General features: G+C 74.4%; 19 protein-coding genes. 5 read left to right on the forward strand and 14 right to left on the reverse strand.

The genetic code is table 11. The features are described from left to right. Nucleotides 1-7: 7 nt before the first annotated feature. The 6 genes from APR03_RS16270 to APR03_RS16295 form a co-directional block, all read right to left on the reverse strand. On the reverse strand, nt 8-544 hold the full coding sequence (locus APR03_RS16270) for a gluconokinase (RefSeq protein ID WP_253837264.1): 537 nt from the start codon (nt 542-544) through the stop codon (nt 8-10). Further along, entirely contained in the window at nt 541-1,986 is a 1,446-nt protein-coding gene (locus tag APR03_RS16275; RefSeq protein ID WP_253837265.1) for a GntP family permease, read from the reverse strand. The genes APR03_RS16270 and APR03_RS16275 overlap by 4 nt, the downstream gene beginning before the upstream one ends. A gap of 259 nt (nt 1,987-2,245) precedes the next feature. Continuing rightward, the gene (locus tag APR03_RS16280; protein WP_253837267.1) at nt 2,246-2,812 is read right to left on the reverse strand and encodes an AAA family ATPase; all 567 of its coding nucleotides are present in this window, start codon (nt 2,810-2,812) and stop codon (nt 2,246-2,248) included. 130 nt (nt 2,813-2,942) lie between these two features. Further along, nucleotides 2,943-4,484: a peptide MFS transporter gene (locus APR03_RS16285; RefSeq protein ID WP_253837269.1), complete on the reverse strand. Its 1,542-nt coding sequence runs from the start codon at nt 4,482-4,484 to the stop codon at nt 2,943-2,945. A gap of 70 nt (nt 4,485-4,554) precedes the next feature. Further along, complete coding sequence (locus APR03_RS16290; protein WP_253837271.1) at nt 4,555-6,015, reverse strand: MGH1-like glycoside hydrolase domain-containing protein; 1,461 nt, start codon at nt 6,013-6,015, stop codon at nt 4,555-4,557. 2 nt (nt 6,016-6,017) lie between these two features. Then, nucleotides 6,018-7,109, reverse strand: a complete 1,092-nt coding sequence (locus tag APR03_RS16295) for a LacI family DNA-binding transcriptional regulator (protein WP_253837273.1) — start codon at nt 7,107-7,109, stop codon at nt 6,018-6,020. A 244-nt stretch (nt 7,110-7,353) separates the two neighbouring features. Between APR03_RS16295 and APR03_RS16300 the strand changes: the two genes are divergently transcribed. The 5 genes from APR03_RS16300 (at nt 7,354) to APR03_RS16320 (ending at nt 12,584) form a co-directional block, all read left to right on the forward strand. Further along, a complete protein-coding gene (locus APR03_RS16300; RefSeq protein WP_253837275.1) occupies nt 7,354-8,310 on the forward strand; it encodes an ABC transporter permease in 957 nt (318 codons plus the stop codon). Continuing rightward, nucleotides 8,307-9,278 carry a carbohydrate ABC transporter permease gene (locus tag APR03_RS16305; RefSeq protein ID WP_253837277.1) on the forward strand — a complete coding sequence of 324 codons (972 nt, stop codon included), beginning with the start codon at nt 8,307-8,309 and terminating at the stop codon, nt 9,276-9,278. The genes APR03_RS16300 and APR03_RS16305 overlap by 4 nt, the downstream gene beginning before the upstream one ends. Before the next feature lie 94 nt (nt 9,279-9,372). After that, entirely contained in the window at nt 9,373-11,004 is a 1,632-nt protein-coding gene (locus APR03_RS16310; protein ID WP_253837279.1) for a type 2 periplasmic-binding domain-containing protein, read from the forward strand. Nucleotides 11,005-11,068: 64 nt separating this feature from the next. After that, nucleotides 11,069-11,785, forward strand: coding sequence for a DUF4232 domain-containing protein (locus APR03_RS16315; RefSeq protein ID WP_253837281.1), 717 nt, complete (start codon nt 11,069-11,071; stop codon nt 11,783-11,785). Nucleotides 11,786-12,167: 382 nt separating this feature from the next. Further along, nucleotides 12,168-12,584 (forward strand): pyrophosphohydrolase domain-containing protein, encoded by a 417-nt coding sequence (locus APR03_RS16320; protein ID WP_275977636.1) that lies wholly within the window; start codon nt 12,168-12,170, stop codon nt 12,582-12,584. A 22-nt stretch (nt 12,585-12,606) separates the two neighbouring features. On the opposite strand, the gene APR03_RS16325 is transcribed toward APR03_RS16320, so the two are convergent. From APR03_RS16325 to APR03_RS16360, 8 genes are all read right to left on the reverse strand, one after another. Then, the gene (locus APR03_RS16325; RefSeq protein WP_253837283.1) at nt 12,607-12,975 is read right to left on the reverse strand and encodes a DUF2200 domain-containing protein; all 369 of its coding nucleotides are present in this window, start codon (nt 12,973-12,975) and stop codon (nt 12,607-12,609) included. 28 nt (nt 12,976-13,003) lie between these two features. Further along, nucleotides 13,004-13,705 carry a BMP family ABC transporter substrate-binding protein gene (locus APR03_RS16330; RefSeq protein ID WP_253837284.1) on the reverse strand — a complete coding sequence of 234 codons (702 nt, stop codon included), beginning with the start codon at nt 13,703-13,705 and terminating at the stop codon, nt 13,004-13,006. Continuing rightward, entirely contained in the window at nt 13,702-14,763 is a 1,062-nt protein-coding gene (locus APR03_RS16335) for a WxL protein peptidoglycan domain-containing protein (RefSeq protein WP_253837286.1), read from the reverse strand. The genes APR03_RS16330 and APR03_RS16335 overlap by 4 nt, the downstream gene beginning before the upstream one ends. Before the next feature lie 74 nt (nt 14,764-14,837). Then, on the reverse strand, nt 14,838-17,279 hold the full coding sequence (locus APR03_RS16340; RefSeq protein WP_253837288.1) for a purple acid phosphatase family protein: 2,442 nt from the start codon (nt 17,277-17,279) through the stop codon (nt 14,838-14,840). A gap of 145 nt (nt 17,280-17,424) precedes the next feature. Further along, nucleotides 17,425-18,699: a HupE/UreJ family protein gene (locus tag APR03_RS16345; protein ID WP_253837289.1), complete on the reverse strand. Its 1,275-nt coding sequence runs from the start codon at nt 18,697-18,699 to the stop codon at nt 17,425-17,427. Nucleotides 18,700-18,793: 94 nt separating this feature from the next. Beyond that, nucleotides 18,794-19,777, reverse strand: a complete 984-nt coding sequence (locus tag APR03_RS16350; RefSeq protein ID WP_253837291.1) for a hypothetical protein — start codon at nt 19,775-19,777, stop codon at nt 18,794-18,796. A gap of 18 nt (nt 19,778-19,795) precedes the next feature. Next, nucleotides 19,796-24,214 (reverse strand): FtsK/SpoIIIE domain-containing protein, encoded by a 4,419-nt coding sequence (locus tag APR03_RS16355; protein WP_253837293.1) that lies wholly within the window; start codon nt 24,212-24,214, stop codon nt 19,796-19,798. A gap of 1 nt (nt 24,215) precedes the next feature. After that, on the reverse strand, nt 24,216-26,048 hold the full coding sequence (locus APR03_RS16360; protein WP_253837295.1) for a discoidin domain-containing protein: 1,833 nt from the start codon (nt 26,046-26,048) through the stop codon (nt 24,216-24,218).

Here is a 26,048-nt window from a genome sequence, read left to right on the forward strand (position 1 = left end):
CGCCCGGTCAGCGCGTGGCGCCCGCGCGCACCGCGGCCAGGGCGTCCGCGAGCACGGCGTCCACGGTCTGCGTGTCGTCCACGACGACGCCCGCCTCGTCGGGCTCCAGCGGTTCCAGCGTGTCGAGCTGGGACTGCAGCAGGGACGGCGGCATGAAGTGGGTGCGCCGCCGCATCCGGTCCAGCAGCACCTCGTAGGTCGCGTCCAGGTGCACGAAGTACAGGCCCGGGTCCCCCTCGCGCAGCCAGTCCCGGTACGTGCGGCGCAGCGCCGAGCACGCGGTCACGGAGGTCCGGCCCTCCGACTCCAGCCGGGCGATCTCGCCGGCGAGGGCACGGAGCCAAGGGCGGCGGTCGTCGTCGTCCAGCGGGATGCCCGCCGACATCTTGTCGATGTTGGCCTGCGGGTGGAACGCGTCGCCCTCCACGAACTCGGCGCCGAGGGCCTCCGCGAGCGCCCGGCCGGTCGTCGTCTTGCCCGTGGCCGTCACGCCCATGACGACGACGTGGCGGGGCGCCGCCGCGGGCGCTCCCTGCGCGGTCATCCGAGCACCGGCCAGAGCGCCGCGGCGAGCAGGAACACCGTGAGGCCCAGGGTGGTCTCCAGCACGGTCCAGGTCTTCAGCGTGGTCTTGACGTCCATGCCGAAGAACCTGCTCACGAGCCAGAACCCGGAGTCGTTGACGTGCGACAGCACCGTGGCGCCGGCCGCGACCGCGAACACGAGCAGCGCGATCCGGGCGTCGCCGATGCCCTCGGCGTCGACCTGGGCCGAGATCAGCCCGGCGGTCGTGGTCAGGGCGACCGTGGCGGAGCCCTGCGCGACACGCAGCACCGTCGCGATGACGAACGCCTGGAGGATCAGCGGCAGCCCGATGCCGGACAGCGAGTCGGTGAGCGCCGAGCCGATGCCGCTGGCGCGCAGCACGCCGCCGAACATGCCGCCCGCACCCGTGATGAGGATGATCGAGCAGATCGGGCCGAGCGCGTCGTCGAGCATGCCGTTCGCACGCTCGGCGGTGAACCGGCCGGGGGCGAGCACCGCGAGCGCGACGAGCACCGTGATGAGCAGGGCGATCGGCGTCTGCCCGAGCAGGAGGAGCGTGCTGGCCCAGACGGCGCCCTCCGGGACGACGCCCGCCTTGGTCAGGGTGTCCACCACGGTGTTCAGGGAGATGAGCACGAGCGGGAGCAGCAGCAGGAGCAGCACCGTGGCGAACCGCGGCGGGGCCTTGGTGGCAGTCGCGGTGGCGGTGCCGCCGCCGGTGCCGCCCTCGTTCGCGTCTGCGCCGGCGTCCCCGTTCCGGCCGCCGTTCATGGGGCCGAAGACGGCGTCCGGGATGTCGACCACGTACCGCCCGCTGAGGAACCGGGCCACGAGGTAGGCGCCGATGATCCACGCCACGACGGCGATCGGCAGGCCGATCAGGAGGGTCAGCCCGATGTTGCCGTTCATGCTCGCGGCGGCGGCGACCGGCCCGGGATGCGGCGGCACGACGGCGTGCATCACGGCGAAGGCACCGGCCGTCGGCAGGCCGTACCGCAGGATGCCGCCGCCGAAGCGCCGCGCGACCGTGAAGATGATCGGCAGGAACACGACCAGGCCCGCGTCGAAGAAGATCGGCAGGCCGAAGATGAGCGCGGCGACGCCGAGCGCGAGCGGGGCGTGCCTCTCCCCGAAGCGGGCGATGAGCGTGTCGGCCAGCACCTGCGCGCCACCGGTGCTCTCGAGCAGCCGGCCGACCATCACGCCGAAGCCGACCAGCAGCGCCACCGAGCCGAGCGTCCCGCTGAAACCCGCCAGCAGGGCGGCGGGCACGTCGGCGACCGGGATGCCGGCGGCGACGGCGGTGAGCAGGCTGACCAGCACGAGCGCGACGAAGGCGTGCAGCTTGAACCGGATGATCAGGAGCAGGAGCAGCGCGACCGCCGCGGCGGCGATCAGCAGCAGGGTCCCGGCCCCGTAGACGGGTTCGATCTCGGTCACGACCGCCTCCTTGCGGTGGGCCTACTTGGTGAAACGATCTCGATACGTGGGCGAACCTACCAGGTGGCAGGGCTCGGGCACGTGCAGGTCACGCCCGGCGCGCCCCGCCGTCGTCCACCCCGCCGGGGTGCTCCCCTTCGTCCCCTTCGAGACCGAGGTTGCTTCGCTCTGGGGCGCCCCAGAGCGAAGCAACCTCGGTCTCGAAGAGGAAGCAACCTCGGTCTCGAAGAGGAGACGGCCGGGGGCCACCCGGGGCGCGCTACCCGGGGCGGACGACGGCGGCCCCGCCGCCGGGGTCGGCGCGGCCGGTCGCCGCCCAGAGGGCCCCGACCGTCTCTCCGGCCGTCGACCCCTCGGGCACGACGAGCTCGCCGGCCACGCCGAGCCGGTCGTCCGGGACGAACCAGCCGGCCATCTGCGCGGGCGTGAACTCGGCCGCCTGCGGCCGTCCCGCGTGCCGACGCACCGTCTCCTCCCACGACACGTCGAGGTAGGCGCAGACCGTGGTCCCCACGTGGTCGGCGACCAGCTCGCGGAGCATCGGTCCGTAGTGGTCGGCGGCGAGGATGCCGTCCAGCACCACCGAGTACCCGACGCCGAGCGCGTGCCGGACCACCGTGTCGATCAGCCCGATGTTCGGCGCGCCGGGCCGGTCCTTCTCCCACATCAGGACGCGGCGCAGGTAGTCCTGCTCGACCAGCGCCGTCCCACGCCCCATCCGTTCGCGCAGCCGCCGGGCGACCGTCGACTTCCCGGCGCCCGACGGCCCGCGCACCACGACCAGGCAGGTGTCCGGACTCCCGATCCCGCCCGCGCCGTCGCCCACGCCGCAGACGCTACCGTCCGCACCGCGCCGCCGTCCGCCCGCCCCACTCCCCTTCGAGACCGAGGTTGCTTCGCTTTGGGGCGCCCCAGAGCGAAGCAACCTCGGTCTCGAAGAGGAGACGGCCGGCGGCCTACTCGCCCGCCGTGCGGACGCCCTCGAGCTGGTCCGCGCGCCGCACGTGCCGCGTGACCCACGGGCCGAGCAGCGCCAGCACGCCCGCGAAGGCCAGCGCGACCAGGCCGATCCCGCCGAAGTACGCCGTGTCCGAGGCACCCGCCGTCGCCTGGACCAGCTGCGCCGTGATCGCCTGCCCGGCGGCGGGCGCGAGGAACCACAGCGCCATCGCCTGCCCCTGGTACGCCCGGGGTGCGAGCAGCGTGGTCGCGGCCAGGCCCACCGGGGACAGGCACAGCTCACCGAGGGTCTGGATCACGTACACGCTCGCCAGCACCCAGCCGGGCGTCAGCCCGTCGCCCGCCATCGCGGACGCCGCGGCCAGCACGAGGAACGAGGTCGCCGCGAGCGCCAGCCCGATCGCGAACTTGTACGGCGTGGGCGGGCGGTCCTTGGTGCGCACCCAGAGCCAGGCGAACACGGGCGCGAGGATGATGATCGAGGCCGGGTTGACCGACTGGAAGAACTCGGGGCTCACGGTGAGCCCGAGCACCTCGCGCGACGTCCGGTCGGCGGCGAAGGTGGCCAGGGTGGTCGCCGCCTGCTCGAAGATCATGAAGAAGAGCATCGCCGCGACGAACAGCGGGATGTAGGCGAGCAGCCGGGGGCGTTCGGCGTCGGTCACGCGGGGCGAGCGGTACATGACCACGAAGAACGCGATGGGCGCGAGGAAGGCGACGTAGCTGAGGGTGTCGATGAGGGCGAGCACGCCCCACTCCCCCGACACGAGGCGGGCCACCAGGTACACGAGGACGACGGCGCCCGCGACGATCGCGAACATGCGGGCCACGGCGGGACGTTCCCCGGGCCGGACGGGGTTGGGCACGTCGTCGCCCGCGCCCTGCAGGTGCTTGCGGCCGAGCACGAAGAACACGAGCGCGACGGCCATGCCCACGGCGGCCACGGAGAACCCGGCGTGGTAGCCCCAGACGGCGCGGACGGCGCCCACGATGATCGGCGAGAACAGGGAGCCGATGTTGATGCCCATGTAGAAGATCTGGAAGGCGGACTCGCGCCGGGTGTCGCCGCGGTCGTAGAGGGCGCCGACCATCGCGGAGACGTTGGGCTTGAGCAGGCCGGTGCCGAACGCGACGAGCACGATGCCGAGGTAGGAGAACCCGGCGGCCGGCACGGCGAGGCACACGTGCCCGGCGGCGATGATCATGCCGCCGTAGAGCGTGGAGCGCCGCGCGCCGATGACGCGGTCGGCGAGCCAGCCACCCACCACGGACAGCAGGTACACGCCCGTGCCGTAGATCGACACGACCGCCTCGCCCAGCGTCTGGTCGAGGCCCAGGCCGCCGTTCGCGATGGTGTCGGTCAGGTAGTAGACCAGGATCGCGCGCATGCCGTAGTAGCTGAACCGCTCCCACAGCTCGGTGGTGAAGAGCGTCATCAGGCCGAGGGGATGCCCGAAGAACCGGCGGTCGTCGCCGGCTGCGACGGAGGGCGGCGGTACGGGTCCGGACGGCGGCGGTGTCGCCGCGCCTGTGCTCATGGTTCGATCGTCGGCGCGTTCGGCGCGCGGCGCACCTCGGGACGGCGGGGGCGAGGGGACGACGGCGGGGTCAGCGCGCGCCGGTGTCCGCGAGGAGCACGTCGACCGCGTGCGAGCCGGTGAGGCCCGCGGGCAGGTGCGGGCCGTCGTCGACCCGTTCGCCGTCCACGGTCAGCGACACGACCCGCGTGCCCGCGCCGCGCAGCCGCAGCGTCAGCTCCGCGGCGCGGTACGGCAGGCCCGTCAGCGTCACCTCGCCCCAGCCGGCCGGCAGCACGGGCGCGAGGTCCAGCCCGTCCGGCCGGGGACGCAGGCCGAACAGCCCGGCGTGCACCGCCCGCAGGAACGCGGTGGCCGACCAGGTCTGGTCGGGCTGCGACTCCCAGACGTGACCGGTCTGGAACCCGCCGTCGACGGTGCCGGTGCCGGCGTCGTAGATCTCGAACCAGCTCCCGGTCCGGGCGAACAGCCGGGCCAGGGCCTCGACCTCGCGCGCGAACGCCGGCGCGTGGCCGGTGCGGGCGGCGGCCTCGGCCCAGAAGCCCTGGACCACGGGCCACACGATGTCGTTGTGCCGGCCGGCGTGCCCCGCGGCGACGTACCGGCCGAACCGCGGGTGCACGTCGGTGATGCCGTGCGGCGACACGCGCGCGCCGTCGACCACGGCCCGGGCGCGGGCGCCGTCCGCGACCCCGAGCAGGACGGCGAAGGCGAGCCCCGCACCCTCCTGGTAGTCCTGCAGCTCGCCCGACGCCGGCCCGCGGGTCGGGATCGTGTAGCCGTACCGTCCGCGTCCGGGCTGCCACAGGTGCCGCTCGACGGCCGCGGCCAGGTCGGTGGCACGCCGCCGGTACCCCTGTGCCGTCGTGGCGTCCCGGCCGAGCTCGTCCGCCATGGCCGCCAGGCTCAGGTACGCCCCGTGGTAGAGGGCGTTGGTGCTCAGCGCCAGCTGGGTCACGGCGTCCGGGTGGTCGAGCACGAAGCTGCTCGCGCCGTCGTCCAGGAGCGCCAGGGCGTCGGGGTAGCCGGCGATCCCGTCGTTGAAGAACGACGGGCCCGCGAACAGCCCGTACCGTTCGTCCCACTGGCTCGACTCCCGGAGCGCCAGGGTGGTCGCGGCGGTCCGGTACGCGTCCGCGAGGAAGGCGCTGTCCCCGGTGACGAGGTAGTGGTGCCACGCCGCGGGCACCCAGACCACCTGATCCCACCACTGGTCGTCCTGCTGGACCACGAGGGCGCCGTCGGGCTGCCGGGTCACCACCGACCACAGGGTGTTGCGGGCGACGCCGGGCGCGAGCAGGCTCCCGGCGTTCCACGCGTTGACGGCCGCGTCACGGGTCCACGGCTGCTCGTACCCGCCGCCCGCGCGGAAGAAGGTGCCGACCCGCGGGTCCAGCAGCCCCGTGCTGTCGTAGACGGCCGGGTCGTAGGGCACCGTGTTGGTGCGCAGCAGGTTCGTGAGAGCGCCCGCCCAGGCGGGGGCGAGCAGGTCCTGCATGGCGGGGTCGGCGCAGGTCAGCGAGGGCAGCACGGTCAGCTCACCGGCCCCGTCGACTCCCGCCAGATGATCGTGTTCAACGGCGGCTCGGGCGTCGTCGTGCCGCTGCCGGGCCCCGCCTCGGGGGCACCGCCAGGCCGGAGCGTGGCGACCAGCCGCGCCATGGCCGCCCGGCCGAGCTTGCGGTGGTCCACGTGCACGGTGGTGAGCGTGGGCTGCAGGTAGGCACCGAGCTGGTTGTTGTCCCAGCCGGTGACGCTCAGGTCGCCCGGGATGGACCAGCCGCGCTCGCGGGCGCCCAGCACCACGCCGGCGGCGCCGACGTCGCTCGCCGCGATGATCGCGGTCGGGTGGTCGCGCTCGGGCAGGGTGTGCACGGCGGCGCGCCCGCCCTCGGCGGACCAGTCGCTCTCGTGGACCAGCGCGGGGCCGAGGCCCAGCCGTTCGATCGTCTGGACGAACACGTCGCGGCGGCCGCGGGCCGAGGCGAAGTCGAGCGCGCCCGTGACGTGCAGGAACTTGCGGTGGCCCAGCGCCGCGAGCTGCTCGACGAGCTCCGCCACGGGCGACCCGTCGGCGAGCTCGCCCACGCCGCGGAACTCGTCGTCGTAGTCCGCGGACACCACGATGGCGGCACGGTCCGGGAACCGGTGCTCCGACTCCGGCGGCAGCGGCGCCAGGGCGAGCACACCCTCGACCTGGCCCGAGTCGGCGAGCTCCAGGACCCGCTCGAACCGCTCGGCGGGCCCGCCCTCGACGCTGAACGCCTCGATCGTGTACCCGTGCTCGTGCGCCACCTCCATGACCCCGCTGAGGATCTGCGGCGGACCGTAGGTGGCCACGGCAGGCAGCAGGACGGCGATCCGGCCGCTGCGGCGCGTGCGCATGGACCGGGCGGTCAGGTTGGGCCGGTAGTCGAGGTCGCGCACGGCGGTGCGGATGCGGGCGACCGTCTCGGGCCGCATCTTGGCGTCGTTGCGCAGGTAGCGCGAGACCGTCTGGTGGGACACGCCCGCCGCCCTGGCGACCTCCCAGATAGTGGCCCGCCGGCCGGTGGCCGCCGGGTGCTGTGCCGAATTCTGTGCCGGGTCCCGTGCCACGTCCTGCGTCGAGCTCTCGTCCGTCATGCCCCGTCCTCGCCTGTCCGGCCCTGTCCGGACCTGTCGAACCCTGTCGAGCCCATACCGACCCCGTCCTGGCCCAATCCTTCCCGGGCCTGCCGCCCCCCGGCGATCATTCTGGCACCCGGCACCGACACCCCGTCCGGCCGGCCCGGGTGACGCCCGCAGCCGCGGGACCCTTGCGATGTGATCGATCACCTCCTACCGTATGCCCGAAAGTGTGATCGATCACCCTGCGACGGAGCAGCCCGTGAAGACATCCCCCGCAGCACCCCGCGCCGTCCCCCGGCAGCGGACCCTCCCCTGGCGGAGACGGCTGGCGCGCGACCGCGCGGTGCTGCTCCTGGCCCTGCCGGGCATGGCGGTGATCGTGGTCTTCCAGTACCTGGCCCTGGGCGGCAACGTCATCGCGTTCCAGGACTACCAGCCCTACCTCGGTATCGAGCGCAGCCTGTGGGTCGGCTTCGAGAACTTCCAGATCCTGTTCTCCGGCGACCCCGAGTTCCTGAACGCCCTGCGCAACACCCTGGCCATCACGCTGCTGCAGACCGTCTTCGTCTTCCCGGCGCCGATCGTCCTGGCACTCCTGCTGCACAGCCTGGTGTCCAACCGCGTGCGGCAGGTCGTGCAGTCCGTGCTGTACCTGCCGCACTTCCTGTCGTGGGTGATCGTCGTCGCGGTGTTCCAGCAGGTGCTGGGTGGCGCGGGCCTGCTCAACAACTTCCTGCGGGCGCACGGCTGGCAGCCCGTCGACGTCATCGGCAACGCCGACGCGTTCTACGCGCTGATCACGTCCCAGGTCATCTGGAAGGACACCGGCTGGGCCACCATCCTGTTCCTCGCGGTGCTGGCCGGGATCGACCGGTCGCTCTACGAGGCCTCCGCCGTCGACGGTGCCTCCCGCTGGCGCCAGACCTGGCACGTCACCCTGCCGGGGATGCGGCCGATCATCGTCATGCTGCTCATCCTCAAGCTCGGCGACTCGCTGAGCGTGGGCTTCGAGCAGCTGATCCTCCAGCAGCAGGCGGTCGGGCTCGGCGTGTCCGACGTGCTCGACACCTACGTCTACAACCAGGGCGTGCTGGGCGGGTTCTGGGGCGTCGCGGCCGCCGTCGGCCTCGTGAAGGGCGCGATCGGGCTGGTGCTGGTGCTGGTCGCGAACAAGACCGCCCACGCCTTCGGCGAGGAAGGGGTGTACCGGGCATGAGCACCGTGACCACGACACGTCAGACCACGGGGCGGGGCGGGACGCCGCGCGCCCGCGGCACCGCCCCGGGCGGCCGGCGGCGGCCGGTCGTCGACGGCGTCGCGCTGCCCGGACCGTTCGAACGCACCGTCAAGGCCGTCGTGCTGACCGTCGCGTGCGCCCTGGTCGTGCTGCCGTTCGTCGGCATCGTGTCCACCAGCCTGGCCACGCCGGAGCAGGTCACCGAGGCCGGCGGCTTCGTGCTGCTGCCCACCGGGATCGACCTGAGCGCCTACCGCATGATCTTCGCCGGCGGCGTGGTCACACAGGCGCTGTGGGTCAGCGTCGTCGTGACGAGCGTCGGCACCGCGCTGAGCCTGGCCCTGACCACGACGCTCGGCTGGGCGCTGAGCCGCCGGGGCGCGTTCGGCGTCCGCGCGATGCTGCTCGTGGTGCTGGTCAGCCTGCTGTTCAACCCCGGAATCATCCCCAGCTACCTCGTGGTGCAGCGGCTGGGCCTGCTCGACACCCTGTGGGCGCTGATCGTCCCGACGTCGGTCTCGGCCTTCAACGTGGTGGTCGTGCGGGCGTTCTTCGTGCGCCTCCCGGCGGAGATCCTCGACGCCGCGCGCATCGACGGCGCCTCCGAGTGGCAGCTCTTCCGGCGCATCGGCCTGCCGCTGTCCAAGCCGGTGCTCGCCGTCGTCGGGCTGTTCTACGGCGTCGGCTACTGGAACGCCTTCTTCAACGCGCTGCTGTACCTGTCGGACGCCAGCCGCTGGCCGCTGCAGCTCGTGCTGCGCACCTACGTGGTCGACGGCGCCCAGCTCGGTTCGCAGGACCTCGGCATCGACGCCGCGTCCCTGCCGCCGCAGACCTCCCTGCAGATGGCGATCCTCGTGGTCTCCGTGGTGCCGGTGCTGCTGGTCTACCCGTTCCTGCAGCGCCACTTCGCCCAGGGCATGCTCACGGGCGCCGTCAAGGGCTGACGGCGCCGCTCGGCGCTCACCGCTCGCACCTCATCACCCAACCTCATCACGCCAGCTTCATCACTCGAGCTTCATCACTCAACGAGGAGTCGTCATGACCAGCCATCTCACCGATCCCGTGCTCAGCCGCCGCAGCCTCCTGAAGGGAGGCACGGTGCTCGGCGCGTTCGCGCTGCTCGGCCTGGCGGGCTGCAGCAACGAGGGGCGCGGCGGCGAGGCGCTGGCCGCGGGCGGCAGCGTGGCCCTGCCCACCTACGTCCCGTACACCGGTGTGCCGATGGACATCAAGGGCGCCGACGGCGTGCCCGACACGATGCTGCGCTACCCCGCCAACCCGCGGCCGGTTACCGACGGTCCGCCCGGGGACGGTCAGGACATCGGCATCTTCGGCCTGACCAACACGCCCGTACCACCGTCGGTCGAGAAGAACGCCTACTGGCAGGAGCTGCACGAACGGCTCGGCTTCGCCCTGACGATCGCGCTCACGCCGAGCGGCGACTACTCCGACCGCTTCCAGACGACGGTGGCCGGCGACCGGCTGCCCGACCTCTTCGAGATGTTCCCCGCGGACGTGCCCGGCCTGCCGAACCTGCTGGAGGAGCGCGCGACTGACCTGACGTCGCTGCTGTCCGGCGACGCGGTGAAGAAGTACCCGTTCCTGGCGAACATCCCCACCGAGAGCTGGCAGTCCTGCGTCTACAACGGCAAGATCTTCGCGGTCCCCGTGCCGCGCGGCCCGGCGCAGAGCGGCGTCTTCTACGCCCGCCAGGACTGGTTCGACGCCGAGGGCATCGACCCGCAGGTGGGCTCCGCCGAGGAGTTCTACGACCTGTGCAAGGACCTCTCGGGCGGCAACACGTGGGCCCTCGGCCGGGTTCCGCTGGGACACCTGCGCCAGATGTACGAGATCCCGAACGGCTGGTCGGAGGACGGCGGCACGCTCACCAGCGCGAACCTGCACGACCGCCAGCAGGAGGCGCTGGAGCTGGGCCGGCGCCTCGTCGCCGACGGCTTCGTGCACCCCGACGGCGTGCCCGCCACCCAGCCGCAGCGCAAGACCTGGCTGGTCAACGGCACCATCCGCATGCTCGACGACACGTTCAGCGCCTGGCCCGACTTCTCGAACTACCCCATCGACGACCAGTTCCGGCTGTCCGTGGCGCCTCCCCCGCTGGCCGACGGCGGCGGCACCGCGGGCATCCACCTGGGCGCGCCGATCCAGAACATCACGGCGGTCAGCGCCCGGTCCGAGGCGCGCGCGGAGGCGCTGCTCGACGTGCTGAACTACCTGGCCGCGCCGTTCGGGTCCGCGGAGCACCTGTTCCGGACCTACGGCCTCGAGGGTGTGCACCACGAGCTGGACGGCACCGACCCGGTGCTCACCGAGCAGGGCCGCACCGAGATCCAGCTCGGGCTCAAGTACGTGGTCGAGGGCCCGTGGGTCAACTTCCAGGCGAGCGACCCCGACGTGGCCCAGGCCGAGCACGACGCCCAGGCCGCCGTCGTACCGCAGGCCGTGCGCAACCCGGTGCAGGGCCTGTTCAGCGACACGGCCAGCCGCCGCGGCAGCCAGATCGGCGAACGCCTCGCCGCCGCGGAGCAGGACATCCTGGCCGGACGGCGACCCGTCAGCGACTGGGCGGCCGCGGTCAAGACCTGGGCGACGGGCGGCGGCGACACGATCCGCGACGAGTACGAGCGGGCGCTGGCGGAGCGCAACGGCTGAGGCGGGCGTGGCAACGGCCGGCGACTTTAGTTGCCTCGGTCAACGCTCGGCGTAGGGTGAAAGTGTGATCACTCGACAGCTCAGGTCCTTGTCCTCCGGCGCCGCGCTCGCGGCCCTGCTGTTCCTCACCGCGGGGTGCACGGCCGACACGGGCGGGGACACGACCGGGGGCGGCACCACGCCGTCCGCGACCGCGCCGTCCGCCTCGTCGGACACGGGTACGGATGCCCCGTCAGGCGAGGCGGACTCGGCCACGACTGACGGCGCCGACTCCGGCGACGGCGCCTCGGACGGGGCCTCCGGAGCCTCCGGGGCGACCGACGGGGCCGGCGCCGCGTCCGAGTCGGAGCGGTGCCTGGAACCGGACCTCGCAGGAAGTCTGGCCGCGGCACCCGGCGGCGGTTCGGCCGGGCACGACCAGCTCGAGATCGTCCTGACCAACACGGGCGACGAGGACTGCGTGCTGCAGGGCTGGCCCGGTGTGTCGTTCGTCGGGGACGGCGACGGCACGCAGCTCGGTGCCGCGGCGATCCTGGACCGGTCCAGCGCCCACCAGCCCGTGCCCCTCGCGCCGGGCGACGCCGCGCACGCCGACCTCCAGGTCGCGCACGCGGAGAACTACGGCGACGACTGCCACCAGACCCCGGCCGACGGCCTGCGCGTCTACGCGCCGGGCGAGACCCGCTCGCTGTTCGTGCAGAACGACGAGCTCACACTGACGGCGTGCGCGAGCGCGGACCAGGAGCTGCTGGAGGTCGGCGCGTTCCAGCCGGGCGCGTGACCGGGTGACCGGGGCAGTCGGGACGGCAGGGCTTGGCCGGGCCGGTCGGCCTGGCCGGCCCGGTCCTTTCCTCCTGATGCGGCGTCGGGTAGTGGTCGGTCGTCGTCGTGGGGGTCATCGGTGCGGGGGTCGATGGTGTGGGGCAGGCGGATGCGTTGCCCGTGGGCGTCGGTGAAGGCCCACCCGGTCTCCACCAGGACCTCGGCCCCGGTCGTGGTGGTGTTCTTACCGGCCCAGCGCATGCTGATGCATTTCTCGAACATCCATACGCACCGCACGCCCTAGTTCCTACCTGTGGACAACTTTTCATCGCCCTCGCAGCGCTCCTGTGAACCGCCAGAAAAGTGCGCCGCGTGGTACCGGACGCACGTAGGGTCTGCCCATGGACCACGAGCCGATGCGACGCGTCGCGGAGTTCCGGACCGCGTTCGGCGGTGAGGGTGGGACCGCTCACCCGGACCGTGCGGAGCACCGCCGGACGCTGCTGGCCGAAGAAGCGGCCGAGGCCGCCGAGGCGCTGACCGACCTCGCGGACGCGCTGCGCTCCGGTGCCGACCCGACCACCGCGTACCGGGCAGTGGCCAAGGAGCTCGCCGACGTCCTCTACGTCACCTACGGCGCGGCCGACGCGCTGGGCATCGACCTGCCGGCCGTCTTCGTCGAGGTGCACCGCTCCAACATGAGCAAGATCGGCGACGACGGGCAGGTGCTGCGCCGGGCCGACGGCAAGGTGCTCAAGGGGCCGGGGTACGAGCCGCCGGTGCTCGACGGCGTCGTGAGCCCTCCGCCGGGTACGTAGACGTCCCCCGGCCGCGCCGGCGTCAGCGGGCCACGCGGTCGCTGCCCCGCAGGATGGAGGACATCTTCTTGCCGCGGGCGACCTCGTCGACGAGCTTGTCCATGTAGCGGATCCGCTGCATCAGCGGATCCTCGATGTCCTCGACCCGGTAGCCGCAGATGAGGCCCGTGATCTCGGACGCGTTCGGGTTCATGGCCGGTGCCTGCGCGAAGAACGTCTCCAGGTCGATCCCCGAGTCGACGGCCGCGCGCAGACCGGCGTCGTCGTAGCCCGTCAGCCACGAGATGACCCGGTTCAGCTCCGCGCGGGTGTGGCCCTTGCGCTCCACTTTCTGCACGTAGAGCGGGTAGATCGTCGCGAAGCTCATGCCGAAGAGCTTGTGGTGCGCCATGTCCCGACGATAACCGCCGCCACCGACATCACGGCTCGCCGAGCTCGATCACGATGCCGCTCAGGTCGTGCAGCACGCTCGCCACACCGGCACTCACGGCCTCCCGCGCCCGCGCGACGGTCACGGCCCCGGGCGTCGCGTTCGGGTTGCCCAGGCCCGTGCCCCGGAACTCGGCCCCCGGCCAGACGACGGCGGTCACGTTGTGCGTCGGCTCCGGGAGCTGCGCGCCGACCAGGAGGAAGTCGGTCTCCAGGTACTGGGCGGTGATCAGCGCGAACACGTCGACCACGCCGTCCCCCACGCCGACCACGAGGTCCGGCGCGGCGGCGACCGCCTCGTCGAGGCGTCGCTCGACGTCATCGTCCGTGGCGGCCCGCAACACCGTCAGCTCGGCCCCGTGCAGGCCGGCGTAGTGGCGGACGGCGGCGGTCAGCATCGCCGTGGTGCCGTCGTCCCCGCGAACGATGAGCACGATCGCGCCGCCCGCGGGGAAGGCGACGTCGTCCCAGGTGCCCGGCGCGGGGCGCACCGTGGCCTCGGGGGCGGGCCGCTCCGCCGAGCCGACGAACCGCGCGGCGAACCCGGTCAGCGGCGACGCGGAGGGCACCGGATGGTTCACCGCCTCGCCTCCGGGACCACCCGGGTTCGGGGCGCCGCAGCCCGCGAGCGCAGCCACCAGCGCGACCGCGAGCGCCGTCCCGGCGAGCGCGGGCAGGGCGCGGCGCCTCACGGCGCGACCGCCTCGTCCTCGGGGACCGCCGCCCGCTCCGCGAGCGCCCGCTCCACGGCCTCGCGCACGCGTGCGTCCTCGCGGCGCGTGCGGGTCCGGCGGCGGCGCACCGCCAGGACGACGCCCGCCGCGAGCAGCACGACGACGGTCAGGTGGAGCCACGGGACGGCCCAGCCCGACGCGTGCGCGGTCACGGGTGCCACGCCGGGTGTCGCGCCCTCGACCTCGGGCAGCTCGCCCAGGAGCAGCACGTCGGCGCCGACGTGGAACAGGGGCACGACGCCGTCGACCCGCACGGTCACGGGCCAGGACTCTCCGGGCAGCAGCTCGGGGACGTCCGCGGCGACGCCGTCGGCCCGGAACCAGCCGAACGGGCCGGCCACGCCCACCTCCTGCCGGGCGGCGAGCCGTACGTTGCCCTCGTTGCGCACGGTGTAGGTGACGGTCGCGTCGCCGAGGCCGAACGGGTCGAGGGTGGGGTGGTACTCGACGTGGGGATCCGCGACGGTGAGGCGGGGCGCGAGGTCCCCCGCGACGCGCACGTGGACGCGGATGCCGGAGCGGGTCTCGTAGTCGAGGCCCGAGTCCTGGGCCGACACCGTGCGGGAGGTGAGGATCGCGCCGGCGTGGTCGCCCGGGGTGGCGTCGTCGGGCACACGGAGGGTGAAGGGCACGTCGGCGCTCTCGCCCGGGGCGAGGCGCACCTGCTCGACGCCGGGGACGAGCCACGCACCCACCCCGGTCGAGGTGGTGTCGCGGGTGAGCACGTCGAGCTGGCCCGCCGACGTCGTGTAGCCGTCGGCCGCGTAGACGTCAAGCCGCAGCACGTCGTCGCCGTGGTTGGTCACCACGAGCTCGTCCGCCAGCTCGCTGCCGGGGTCCAGGGTGTAGCGGAAGTTGTCGCGGTCGGCGCCGTGGTCGGTGGCGGCGGTGCGCACGCCCCAGGTGACGGCGTCGGCGTCGTCGCCGGACGAGGCGGCGGCTGCCGCGGCCGGCCCGGCCGCCAGGCAGAGCGCCGTCCCGACGACGGCGAGCACGCGCGAGACGTTCATGCTCATGAGAGGTCCTTGCGGTCGGGTCAGGGGCCCGGCGAGCCGTGTGCTCGCCGGGCCCCTGACCGGTGGTGAGGGGTCTAGCTCAGGGCGGTGAGGGTCAGCGTGGCCCGGTAGGTGCCGTCGGTGACGTCGACCGGGATCCTGAGGTCGAGGTCCGCGCCGAGGAGGGCCGAGCCGGCCGCGTGCCCGGTCGCGGCGCGGCCGAGCAGGGACGACTGCGACAGGCCCGCGCCGCCGTCGAACCCGGAGGCGACCCGCGCCCCGGCGACGGCGTCGCCGCCTGCCTCGGCGAGGTCCGGCGCCCAGCCGAGGTAGCGGCCGGAGAACGACTCGCCGTTCGAGGTGAAGTCGCCCACCTGGGCGGACAGCGACCACTGCGGGGCGCCGCGGCGCGTGTCGGTGACCCGGATCGGGTTGATCGAGCCGTCCGCGGCGTAGTGGTCGCCCGCGGCCTCGGCGGTGCCGAGGTCGACGAGCGTGTTGGCGCCGTCGATGCTCCAGACGAACTCGCCCGGGGCGCCCTGCGGCACCACGACCTGCAGCTTCTGCGTGCCGGGGTCCACCGGCTTCGCGATGGTCACCTGGTCCACGACCGAGTTCACGGGGCGGTCGGCGTCCTTGGCCTCGGAGCGGATGGTCCGCACCGAGATCGCGTCGTCGGTCACCTCGACGGCCGTGTAGTTGCGCACGTTCTCCTGGTTGAAGGCGGACAGCCACCACGAGCCGGCCGCGTTCGCGGAGTAGTACTTCGAGCCGGACGCCGAGTTGGCCGTCACGTACAGCACGCCGCCGGGCCCGGGGGTGAGGATGTCGGCGCCCGCCTCCTCGGCGGGATCGGCCTTCTCACCGTTGCGGATCAGGTACGAGCGGGCGTAGCTGTGGTCGTGCCCCTGGAGCACCAGGTCCACGCCCACCTCCGAGAAGAGGGTGGGCCACGTGCCGCGGCGGTCGATCACGTCACCGTCGGTGGCGTGCGGGCCCACCGAGTAGATCGAGTGGTGGAACGACACGACCTTCCAGCGGGCATCGTCGCCGTGCTCCGCGATCACGTCGCGCACGAACCGCTCGTGCGAGGCGTAGTCGCGGCTGTTGGAGTTGAGGTTGAGGAACAGCACGTCCTTGTAGACGAACCAGTAGTCGCCGCCGGAGCTGGTGCCGGAGCCGGGACCGGCCGTCTCGTCCAGGTTCGGCGTGTTGAAGTGCTGGCGGTAGGCCTTGTTGCCCACGTCGTGGTTGCCGTTGTTCGCGACGAACGGGATCTGGCGCAGGTGGTCGGTCGACAGGAAGGCCTCGTACTGGGCCTCGCTGCTCGCCGACTCGACCTGGTCGCCGGCCGAGAACAGCATCTCCGTGCGCGGGTAGGCGGCCGTGGCGACGTCGAGCGTGTCCACCCAGCCCTCGGTGTCGCGCGCGAGGTTGCCGGACGAGCCGAGCTGCGGGTCGCCGAAGAAGAGGAAGTCGAACGCCCCGTCGAAGTCCCGCGTGCGGAACGTGTGCACCGCGGACCAGGCGCCCTCGGCACCCACGCGGTAGGAGTACGCCGTGTTCTCCTCCAGGCCGGTGAACGTCGCGTGGCGGTAGAGCTCGCCGCTCGACGACGGACCGCCCGTCGCCGGCACGCTGACGGCGTCGGCCGGGAACACGCCGCCGGTGACCTCGCCCGCCGGGGCGATCTGGGCCACCTGCTCCGTGTCGACGTCCGTGTACCAGGCGAGGTTGCGCTCGGCCTCGGTGGCCCCGATCCCGAGCACGAGGTCGGTCACCGACGCCGTGGGCTCCGGCTCCGACCCCTCGACGGGCGCCAGCGACGCGACGTCGAGGTACACGTCCGAGCTGCCGGGCCGGTCGTTGTAGAGGCCGATCGCCAGCGTGTTCACGCCGGCCTGGAGCACGTCGGCCGGCACGCTGAACCGGCGGTCCACCGGGTCGCCCGCGCTCGTACCGGCGTACGTGAGGTTCCGCTGCGCCTCGGGGGCCGCCTCGACGCGCTCGTCGGCGAAGCCGGCCACCTGGGTGCCGTTGACGAAGACCTGCACCGCGTCGTCGAACGTCACGTCGCCCCGGAGCGCCGTGATCCGGTCGAGCTGGTCCGCGGTGACGTCGAACGTCGTGCGCAGGTGGTAGGTCGGGATGGCGACCTTCGTCGCGGCGGCCGGGTCCACGTAGTGGTCGAGCACCGTGGCGACCGGGAAGTCCGCGCCGAGGTCGGGGGCGGGCGAGCCGCTCTTGGCACCGAACGGGCCGGTGCCCGACTTCCACGCGGAGTCGTCGAAACCGGCGTAGGTCCAGGTGAGGCGGTCAGCGGAGCCCGCGGACGGGTCCGTGTTCGTGTCCGAGTACGTCCAGCGGGTCGCGCTGCCCACGAAGGTCTCGGGCAGGTCCGCGGCGCCCGCCGACGTCGCGGCGTACGTCAGGCCGCTCGCGACGACGGAGACGAGCCCCAGCGCCGCGACGGCCGGACGCCCCCAGCCGCGCGGCAGGGCGCGACGGTGAGCGCTCGGATGAGCATTCGCTTGCATGAATCCTCCAGGTACGGGGCGCCAGGCGGCGCCATGCCCGACAGTTGCCCCGCCATACGAACCCGGTCCGACGGCGCGATGAGCGTCAGGTGAACAACGGGTCGCGCAGCGGGTGATCTTCGGTCCGGCCGGGCGCCGCGGGACCTCAGCCGACGCCGAGCAGCCGCTGCCCGAACCAGAACAGCCCGACCACCGTGACGCCCGCCGCGCAGACGAGGCCCGTCCACAGCCCGGCCCGGGGCGCGCGGCGGCGCAGCAGGACCAGCAGCGGGAACACGACCGCCACGACGGCGAGCTGCACCACCTCGATCCCCACGTTGAACACCAGGAGCGACCACAGCAGCGTCCAGGAGAACGGCTCGTCGATGCCGAGCGCCCCCGCGAACCCGAGGCCGTGCACCAGACCGAACGCGAAGACCACGGCGAGCCGGAACCAGTCGGCGCGCGAGAGCCGGCGCGGACCGAGCACGGGGTCGGCCACCCGGCCCGCCCCCAGGGCGCCCTGGCGCCGCAGCGTCCACACGTGCCAGGCCGCGACCACGGCGATCGAGAGCGCGATGACCGGCTCGACCACGGCGGCCGGAGCGCTCACCACGCCGAGCGCGGCCAGCAGGAACGTCACCGAGTGCGCCAGCGTGAACGACGTCGCGGCCAGGACCACGTCCCGCAGCCGGCGCGAGCCCACGATCAGGGCGAGCAGGAACAGGAGGTGGTCGGGCCCGAGCAGCAGGTGCTCGGCACCCAGCACGAAGAAGTGGCCCATCCGCTCGTACCAGGGCTCGATCGTCGAGAACGACGGCGTCCGCTGCGTGAGCGCCGCGCTCCCCGTCACGCCGGCCAGGTCGTAGTCGACGACGGTCGTGGTGCCGGTGACGTACCCCTCGTCGTCGCTGAACAGCGTGCTGCGCACCTCGTGGTCCACGGGCTCCTCGCCCGGGGCGGGGCACGTGTGGTCGAGCACGACGACGGCGTACGGCACGCCGTCGCGCTGCGTGATCCCGAGGTCGCCCACCGGCTCCGGGACGCACGGGGCGCCGTCGGCCGTGACCTCGAGGCGCGCGGTGACGTACCCGAGCACGGTCGCGGCGTGCGCCGCGAGCGCCGTCGGCTCCTCGCCGGTCTCCCAGACGGCCATGCCCTCGTCGAAGAACGCGGGGTCGTGCTCGTGCTCGGCCGCGGAGACCACGAGCAGGTCGTACTCGAGGCCGAGCTCGGTGCGCACGACGTCGGGCGCCGGCGTCGTGACGTCGGCGTAGACCGTCGAGGTGAACCCGTGGGCGGTGGCGGGCGGCGCGAGCGCGGGCAGGAGCGCCGCGGCGGTCGCGAGCGCGGCCGCCGTACGGGCCGCAACCGGCAGGCGCCGCCGGGCGGGCACGGGCGTGGGCGTGGGAGCGGACGAGGGGCTGGGACGGTGTCGCACGCGCCGCACCCTGCTCCACCCGGATGAACGCCGCACCAACGCCGGACGACGACCCGGTGATCTCCGTGACGTGCGGGACGCGCGGGGCTCGCGGTCAGCGGCCGCGGGCCCGCCTGCGCCGACGCCGGGCCTCGGCGGCCCGCTCCTCGGCGTCGTCGAGCTCGTCGTCGACGGCGGCCAGCTCGGCGCGGGCGTCCTCGGCCGCGGACCGCGCCTCCTCGGCCGCCCGGCGGGCGGTGTCCCGCTCGGCGGTGAGCCGCTCGATCTCCTCCTCGATCCGGTCCACCTCGGCCTGCGCGTCCTCGACGGCGGACTCCGCGTCCTGCTGCCGGTCACGGGCCGTGTCGCGCCGCTCCTCGAGCCGGTCGAGGAGCGCGGCGCTCTCCTGCACCTCGCGCTCGGCCGCCGCCAGCTCGTCCGCGGCGTCCTCGCCGGGACCGTCCTCGTCCGGCTCCTCGCCCGACTCCTCGCCCGACTCCCGGCCCGACTCCCGGCCCGACTCCTCGTCCGGCCCCTCGGACGCGTCCTGTGCCGACCCGTCCCCCGGGCGGAGCACCACGAGGTCGGCCTCCTCGCCCTGCTCGTCGACGATGCCGAACCCGACGTGCTGCAGCGCCCGCGAGAGCCGCCCGGCCCGGACCACCTCGGCGGCGTCCGGGTCCATCACGGCGGCGGTCAGGGTCTCGGCGAGGCGGTCCAGCACGGCCGCGGACACCGGCCGCCCGCCCACCTCGCCGGCCTCGCGCACGGTGCGGACCAGTGCGTCGGCGCGCTCCCGCCGCAGCTGGTCCAGCGCCCGGACCCGACCCCGGTCCCGGTCGGCCGTCGCGGCCCGCAGCTCGTCGCCGAGCGAGACGAGCGCCGCGACCTCCTCGGGGTGCTCGCGCGCCACGTGGTTGACCACCCAGGCGGCGACGGACGGCTTCGGCAGACGTTTGATCCGCTGGGCGCCGAGCCGGTCCCCGGCGTCGGCGGCCCGGCGGGAGGCGGCGTCGCGGGCCGCGACGAACTCGTCGAGCGGCCTGGTGTACAGGTCGTCGACCGTCTCGTCGGGGTCCGTGGAGCGCTCGGCCGGCACGGTCCTACGGTGGCACGGTCACAGGGTCGGCACCAGCAGGGTCATCAGCTCCCCGGACCCCAGGTGCACCAGCGCCCGGCCGGGCGTGACCTGGCTCGCGACCGCCGAGCGGGGCAGGCTCACCCCGACCAGGTCGCCGTCGAACCGGTCCGCGGGGCTGAGCAGGGCCCCGCGCCGGTTCTTCTTGGCGTCGACCTGCCAGCCCGAGAACCCGCCGGCCACCTCGGACGCGTCGCCGCCCAGCACGAGCGCGCGCCGGTTGGCGGTCGCGCCGCGCAGGTAGGCACGGAGCCAGGACTTCGCCGGGGCGTCCGCCACGAGCTCGGCGTCGTCCACGACGAGCGCCACGGGCGTGCCGTCCGGGTCCAGGTGCGGCGCGAGCACCTCCTCGGTCACCTCGTCCGGGTCGGTGACCAGCGCCCGCACCCCGGGCGTGCCGGCGAGGTCACGCAGGGCTCCCGCCCGGGGCGCGACGAGCACCAGCTCGGTGCCGCCGCGCAGCAGCGACCGTGCCATCACGGCGAGCATCGTGGACCGACCGGAGCGGGCGGGGCCGGCGACGACGAACGTGGGCGCGTCGTCCGCCAGGTCCATGCCGTACGCCGTGAGGTCGTCGCCGCCCACGCCGAGCACGGCCCACAGGGGGCGCGCGGCCTCCCGGCCGGCGTACCGGTAGGCGTCGTCCAGGGTGATGGTCGAGGGCAGGTCGTCCACGCGGAACGGCCCGCTCCCGGGTGCGACGTCCGCGCGCTCCCGGATCGTGGCGGCCAGCCGCCGGGCCGCGGCCGTCTGCGCCCGGCCCGCCGGGTCGTCGCCCAGGACCGCGACCTGCACCTCCAGCCCGCTGCCGGACCGGAAGGCCCGCCCGGGCGGGATCTCCTCGGGCAGCTTCTTGTGGTTGATGCCCACCATGCCGTAGTCGAACCGGTCGGTCAGGCGCAGCACGAGCGCGTCGTCGGTCAGCACGCTCATCCGGCTGGACAGCAGGCTCCGGTCGCCCGCGACCAGCAGGTGGATGCCCGCGCTCGCGCCGTCCCGCAGCAGCTCCTGCACCGCGTCGACCAGCGCACCGCCGTCGACCTCGCCGTAGCTGCTCACGAAGCTCTCCCAGCGGTCGATCAGCACGAGCACCCGGGGCAGGGCGGTGCCGGGCCCGGCGTGCTCGCGCTGCTCGGTGACGTTCGCGAAGCTCCCCGCGGCGAGCACCTGCTGGCGCCGGGCGAGCTCCGCCCGCAGCCGGGCCAGCAGGCGGCCGGTCCGGTCGCTCTGCCCGCGCTGCACGACGGCGCCGGTGTGCGGCAGCTCGTCCAGCACGGCCAGCGCCCCGTTGCCGCAGTCGATCGCGTACAGGTGCAGGTCCGCGACGGGCAGGGCGGCGGCCGCCGCGAACGCCGTGGTGCGCAGCGCGGTGGAGCGCCCGCTGCCCGGCGCGCCGATCACGTACCGGTGGCCGAAGCCGTCCAGGTCGAGCACGGCGGGGCCCTGCCGCTGGTCGGCCGGCGCATCCTCCAGCGCCCACGCGAACGCCGCCGGCGCGCCGCCCTCGGCGGCCCCCGGCTGTTCCACCGCCGCCAGCGGCAGCAGCTCCGGCAGGGCGGGCAGCCACGGCCGGCGCGGCGTCGGCCGGTCGCTCAGGCGCGCGGCCTCGCGCAGGGTGGCCACGAGGGCGGCCAGGTCGGTCTCGACGTCCTCGCGCCGCCGCGCGGCCGGCCGGCTCGGGGGCAGCGCCCCGAGGTCGGCCACCGGGACGCGGACGACGTACGGCTCCTGCACCCGCCCGGCGTCGGACGGCGACAGCCGCCGTCCGCCCACCCGTGCCGACTGGAACGGCACCACCGACGTGTGCCCGAGCCGCGCGTAGGCACGGCCGGGCTGCGACTTGGCGATGTGGGCCGCCTCCGGGGCGTCGATGACGTCCTTCGACTCGCCCGCGTCCGTCATCCGCAGCGCGACACGCAGGTTCGTGTTGGCGCGGATCTCCGGGGAGACGACGCCGGAGGGCCGCTGGGTCGCGAGCACCAGGTGGATGCCGAGCGAGCGGCCGCGCTGGGCGATGTTCACCAGGCCGGTGACGAAGTCGGGCAGCTCGCGCGCCATGGAGGCGAACTCGTCGATGACGATCATCAGCCGTGGCAGCGTCGGGCCCACGTGTCCGCGGGCCTGCGCGTCGAGGTAGTCCTCCAGGTCCTTCGCGCCGGCGTCCGCGAGCACGTGCTCGCGGTAGGTGAGCTCCGCGCGCAGCGAGTCCAGGGCGCGCTCCACGAGGTGGGAGTCGAGGTCGGTGACCATCCCCACCGTGTGCGGCAGCCGCTCGCACTGGCTGAAGGCCGCGCCGCCCTTGTAGTCCACGAGCACGAAGTTCATGGTCTCGGGCGTGTTGACCACCGCGAGGGAGGCCACGACGGTCTGCAGGAACTCCGACTTGCCCGACCCGGTCGTGCCGCCCACGAGGGCGTGCGGCCCGTCGCGCACGAGGTCGAGCGTGAACGGCCCGTCCAGCGACACGCCCACGACCGCCGCGGTGCTCCCCCGCGTGACGCCGCGCCAGCGCGCCGCCATCTGCTCGGCGTCCACCTCCTCGATGCCGAGCACCTCGACGAGCCGCGCCGAGTCGGGGATCAGTCCCTCGCCCTCGGTGGCCGTCACGTCGTGCACCGCGGCGACGGCGCGCGCGACCGGCTCGAACCAGTCGTCGGCCACCTCGTCCACGAGCACCGACCGCAGGTCGTCGGCGTCCTGCCGGCGCAGGGTCATGCCGCCGTCGGCCCGCGCGAGCGCCACGACCGTGCACTCCTCCGGGAGCAGCTGCTCGTCCCCGTCCAGGCAGACGACGCTGACGCCGACGGCGGGACCGTCGCGCAGCACCGACACGACGCCGGGCAGCGCGCGCAGGCGCCGGGCGCCGTCGAGCACCACGACCACCTGCGGACCCGGCGGCAGGGCACCGCCCGCGACCTCCATGGCGGCCCGGCGCTGCGTGACCAGCGACGTCAGCTCCGCGACCCGCGCCGCGAGCGTCTCCGTCGTCGTGCCGATCAGGGCGACGGCCGCCTGGCCCAGGGCCGGGCGCGCGTGCGGCAGCCAGGCGGCCCACGCCCAGTCGCGCACGTGCTCGGAGGTGGTCAGCACGTAGACCTGGACGTCGCGCGGGCTCTGCAGCACGCCGAGCTGGCCCACCATCCACCGCGCCCGGCGCCGCGGCCAGTCCCCCGGACCCGCCACGCCCACCACCCCGGCCTCCCGCAGCGGCACCGTGACCGGCACCGACCGCACCGTGGCGCGGCTCCTGCGGCGGTGCTCGGGCTCCGCGCCGTCCTCCACCTCGACCCGGCTCGTCGCGTCGGCGAGCCCGAGCCGGACCACCAGGTGGTCGCCGTCGGTCGCGCGCCGCTCCCAGAGGCGCCGCGTCGGCGTGGTGGCGATCAGCCGCAGCTCGGCGGCGCCGGGGCTCGACACCCTCCGCCGGTGCTGCTCGCGCCGCACCGCCTCCAGCACCTCCGCCTCCAGCGCCGCACGCTCCTGCGCGTGCTGCCGCAGCCGCTCCTTGTGCGTGATCACGCCGTTGCGCTTGGACATCCACCAGCTGCCCAGGCCCATCAGCGGCGAGGCCAGGGCGAACATCAGGTAGTAGGGCGACCGGAAGACCATCGCCATGACCACACCCAGCACGGCGGGCATCGCCATCGCCAGCCAGGGCAGCGGGTTGCGACCCGGCGGGACGGGCTCGGCGGGCAGCCGGAAGTGCGTGGCCGGCATCGGCGGCAGCAGCCGCGGGGGCCGGTTGTAGTCGAGATGGCCGGGTTCGGCGGCGGGACGCAGGTCGGCGTCCGCCCGCGTGGCGGGCTGGACCGTCAGCACGCAGCCGCCCAGGCGCAGCTGCGTGCCGGTGGGCCACGGTTCCTCGTCCTCGCCCAGCGGGCCCTCCAGGCGGTCCAGCTCGACCACCCGGCTCACCGAGCGCGGGTCCGCGACGCGCCGCACCCGCACCCCGCCGTCCAGCGCGACGACGACGGCGACCGTCGCCGCCCCGCCCTCGCGCGGCTCGTCGACGCGGAGCCGGCCGTCGTGCCCGACCTGCACCGTGGACTCCCCGACGCCGAGGCGCACCACCGCCCCGGCCCCGGCGCCGCCCGTGACGCACAGGTCGACCGGGCCACCACCGGGCCCGCTCCCGGCCGGACCCCACGCGGCAGGCGGTTCGGCCCCGAAGGTGACCACGGCGCCGTCGCGCACGCCCGTGGCCGGGGCGAGGACGGCGTCACCGGAACCGTGACGGGTCGGCACCGGGCGGCCGTCGACGAACAGGGTGCTGCCCGCGGGCGCTCCGACCTCGGCGGCGAGGCGCTCGCCGAGGTCGGCCGCCGTGGTGCGGTCGTCCAGGTCGAGGCTCAGCATCGTCTCGCGCGCGCCGTGGCGCGCGGTCACCAGGGCCCGCACGTCACTCGCCTCCCCGGCGCACGGCGGTCTGCTCGTCGTAGCGCACCTCGGGCAGGAACCCGCTGCGCAGCCAGCCGTCGTCGCCCGCCGTGAAGCGCCACCGGGCCGACGGCGCCGCGCCCAGCACGATCACGACCCAGGAGAACTCCGGCGCGGCGAACCGGGTCGCGAGCAGGTCCTGCTGCGCCGCGGTCGGTGCGTGCGAGAGCACGAGCACGCCGCCCCGGCCCACCTCCAGCTCGGGCGCCACCTGCTCGAGACCCGCCAGGTGCTCCGCCTGCTCGGGCTGCGGCAGCCCGTTGCCGACCATCACCACGCGCGGGTCGTCCGACCAGGGGTTGCCCGTCAGCTCCCCCAGCCACCGGCGCAGCACCTCGTGCCGCGCCCGCGTCGGACCGTCCAGGCTGATCACGCCACGAGCCGCGGCGAAGTCCACCAGCACGCGGCCGGTCTCGCTCATCCCCAGGTTGACCAGGCGCGCGAACCGCGCCGTCGAACCCTCTGACGCCGTGCCCGACTGGAGGCTCGCGAGCGCGGCCGCCCAGCTCTGGCCGTCGTCGCTCACCGCCCACGGCTCGGGCGCCGGCGCCGCGGGATCCGTCAGCCGCAGGCGCAGGGAGCCGCCCTCGATGAACACCCCGGTGACGCCCGGCACGTCCAGGCCGTCCCGCTCGCAGGCCGCCATCAGCACGCGCAGCGACCGGTCGACGGTCCAGGCTGCCGACGTGTCGGTGCGCAGCAGGCTGTCGTCGAACGGCTCCTGGCGCGTGCGGCGCCGGCGCAGGAGCCAGGTGCCGAGCCAGGCCAGCGCAGCGACCGCGAGCGCCCCGCCGACCGCGAACCAGACGGGGGCGCCGGGCAGCCGCACGGCGGCCCGCTCGACGGCCACGGCGGCGACGGTCGGGGTGGCCGACGGCGACGGGGACGCCGACGGCGACGGCCGGGGCGGCTCGAAGCCCGGCAACGGGCCGAACCTAAGGCCCTTGCCCGCCGCGTCCTTGGGCAGCTTGAGCACCCACCCGGTCCGCAGCGTCCTGGGGTCGGTCATGTACCGGCCGTCGGGCTGCCGGTGCCCCTCGGTCAGCTCCGCGATCTCGGGCCACCTGTTCCGGTCGCCGAGGAACCGGCCGGCGATGTCGTTGAGCTTCTCGGGCTTGCCGTCGGCGCCCTTGCCCACGACGTAGTACACGACCGAGCCGGGTGGTCCGGTGCGCTCCGGCACGGGCCGGGACGGCGTGGGGGCGGGCACCGCCGGTGCGGACCGGGTCGGCTCGGGCTGCCGGGTCGGAGCCGCCGACGGCGGCCGCGTGGACGGTTCGGGCTCCTGCTCCTGCGGCTCGGGCTCGGGTTCGGGCACACCGAGCACGCGCAGCTCCCAGATCGAGTTGCCGGCCGTGCCGTTGCGTGCCGTCGAGTAGACGCGCACGTAGCGGCCGGTCCCGTCGACCGGGATGCTGTCCGCGCCGCCGTCGCCGGCGCCCGTGGACCACAGCACGCGCCAGCTCTCGGCGTCGTCCGAGATCTCGACGGAGTACGCCGTGGAGTGCGCCACCTCCCAGTCGATCTCGACCCGCCGCACCTCGGCCCGCTGCTGGAGGTCCACCCAGATCCACTGCGGGTCGCTGAAGGCACTGGACCAGCGCGTCTGACCGTCGCCGTCGACCGCGAACCGGGCGGCGTGCTCCGGCCGTTCCAGCGCCGACGCCACGGCGGGCCTGCCCTGCGAGAGCAGCACCGGGTCGTCCTGGGCGGCCGCCGGGGCCTCCGGACCCGCCGCGAGCCCGGCCGCCGTGCCCATCACCGTGAGCAGCACCGGCACCGCACGCGCCCGCAC

The organism is Promicromonospora thailandica (genome assembly GCF_024171955.1).
GTDB classification, from domain to species: domain Bacteria; phylum Actinomycetota; class Actinomycetes; order Actinomycetales; family Cellulomonadaceae; genus Promicromonospora; species Promicromonospora thailandica.

Coding starts and splice junctions, on each gene's coding strand:
- APR03_RS16285 (WP_253837269.1), bottom strand. CDS start 4,484: ATGAGCACAGGCGCGGCGACACCGCCGCCGTCCGGACCCGTACCGCCG.
- APR03_RS16310 (WP_253837279.1), top strand. CDS start 9,373: ATGACCAGCCATCTCACCGATCCCGTGCTCAGCCGCCGCAGCCTCCTG.
- APR03_RS16305 (WP_253837277.1), top strand. CDS start 8,307: ATGAGCACCGTGACCACGACACGTCAGACCACGGGGCGGGGCGGGACG.
- APR03_RS16295 (WP_253837273.1), bottom strand. CDS start 7,109: ATGACGGACGAGAGCTCGACGCAGGACGTGGCACGGGACCCGGCACAG.
- APR03_RS16335 (WP_253837286.1), bottom strand. CDS start 14,763: ATGAGCATGAACGTCTCGCGCGTGCTCGCCGTCGTCGGGACGGCGCTC.
- APR03_RS16325 (WP_253837283.1), bottom strand. CDS start 12,975: ATGGCGCACCACAAGCTCTTCGGCATGAGCTTCGCGACGATCTACCCG.
- APR03_RS16320 (WP_275977636.1), top strand. CDS start 12,168: ATGGACCACGAGCCGATGCGACGCGTCGCGGAGTTCCGGACCGCGTTC.
- APR03_RS16340 (WP_253837288.1), bottom strand. CDS start 17,279: ATGCAAGCGAATGCTCATCCGAGCGCTCACCGTCGCGCCCTGCCGCGC.
- APR03_RS16270 (WP_253837264.1), bottom strand. CDS start 544: ATGACCGCGCAGGGAGCGCCCGCGGCGGCGCCCCGCCACGTCGTCGTC.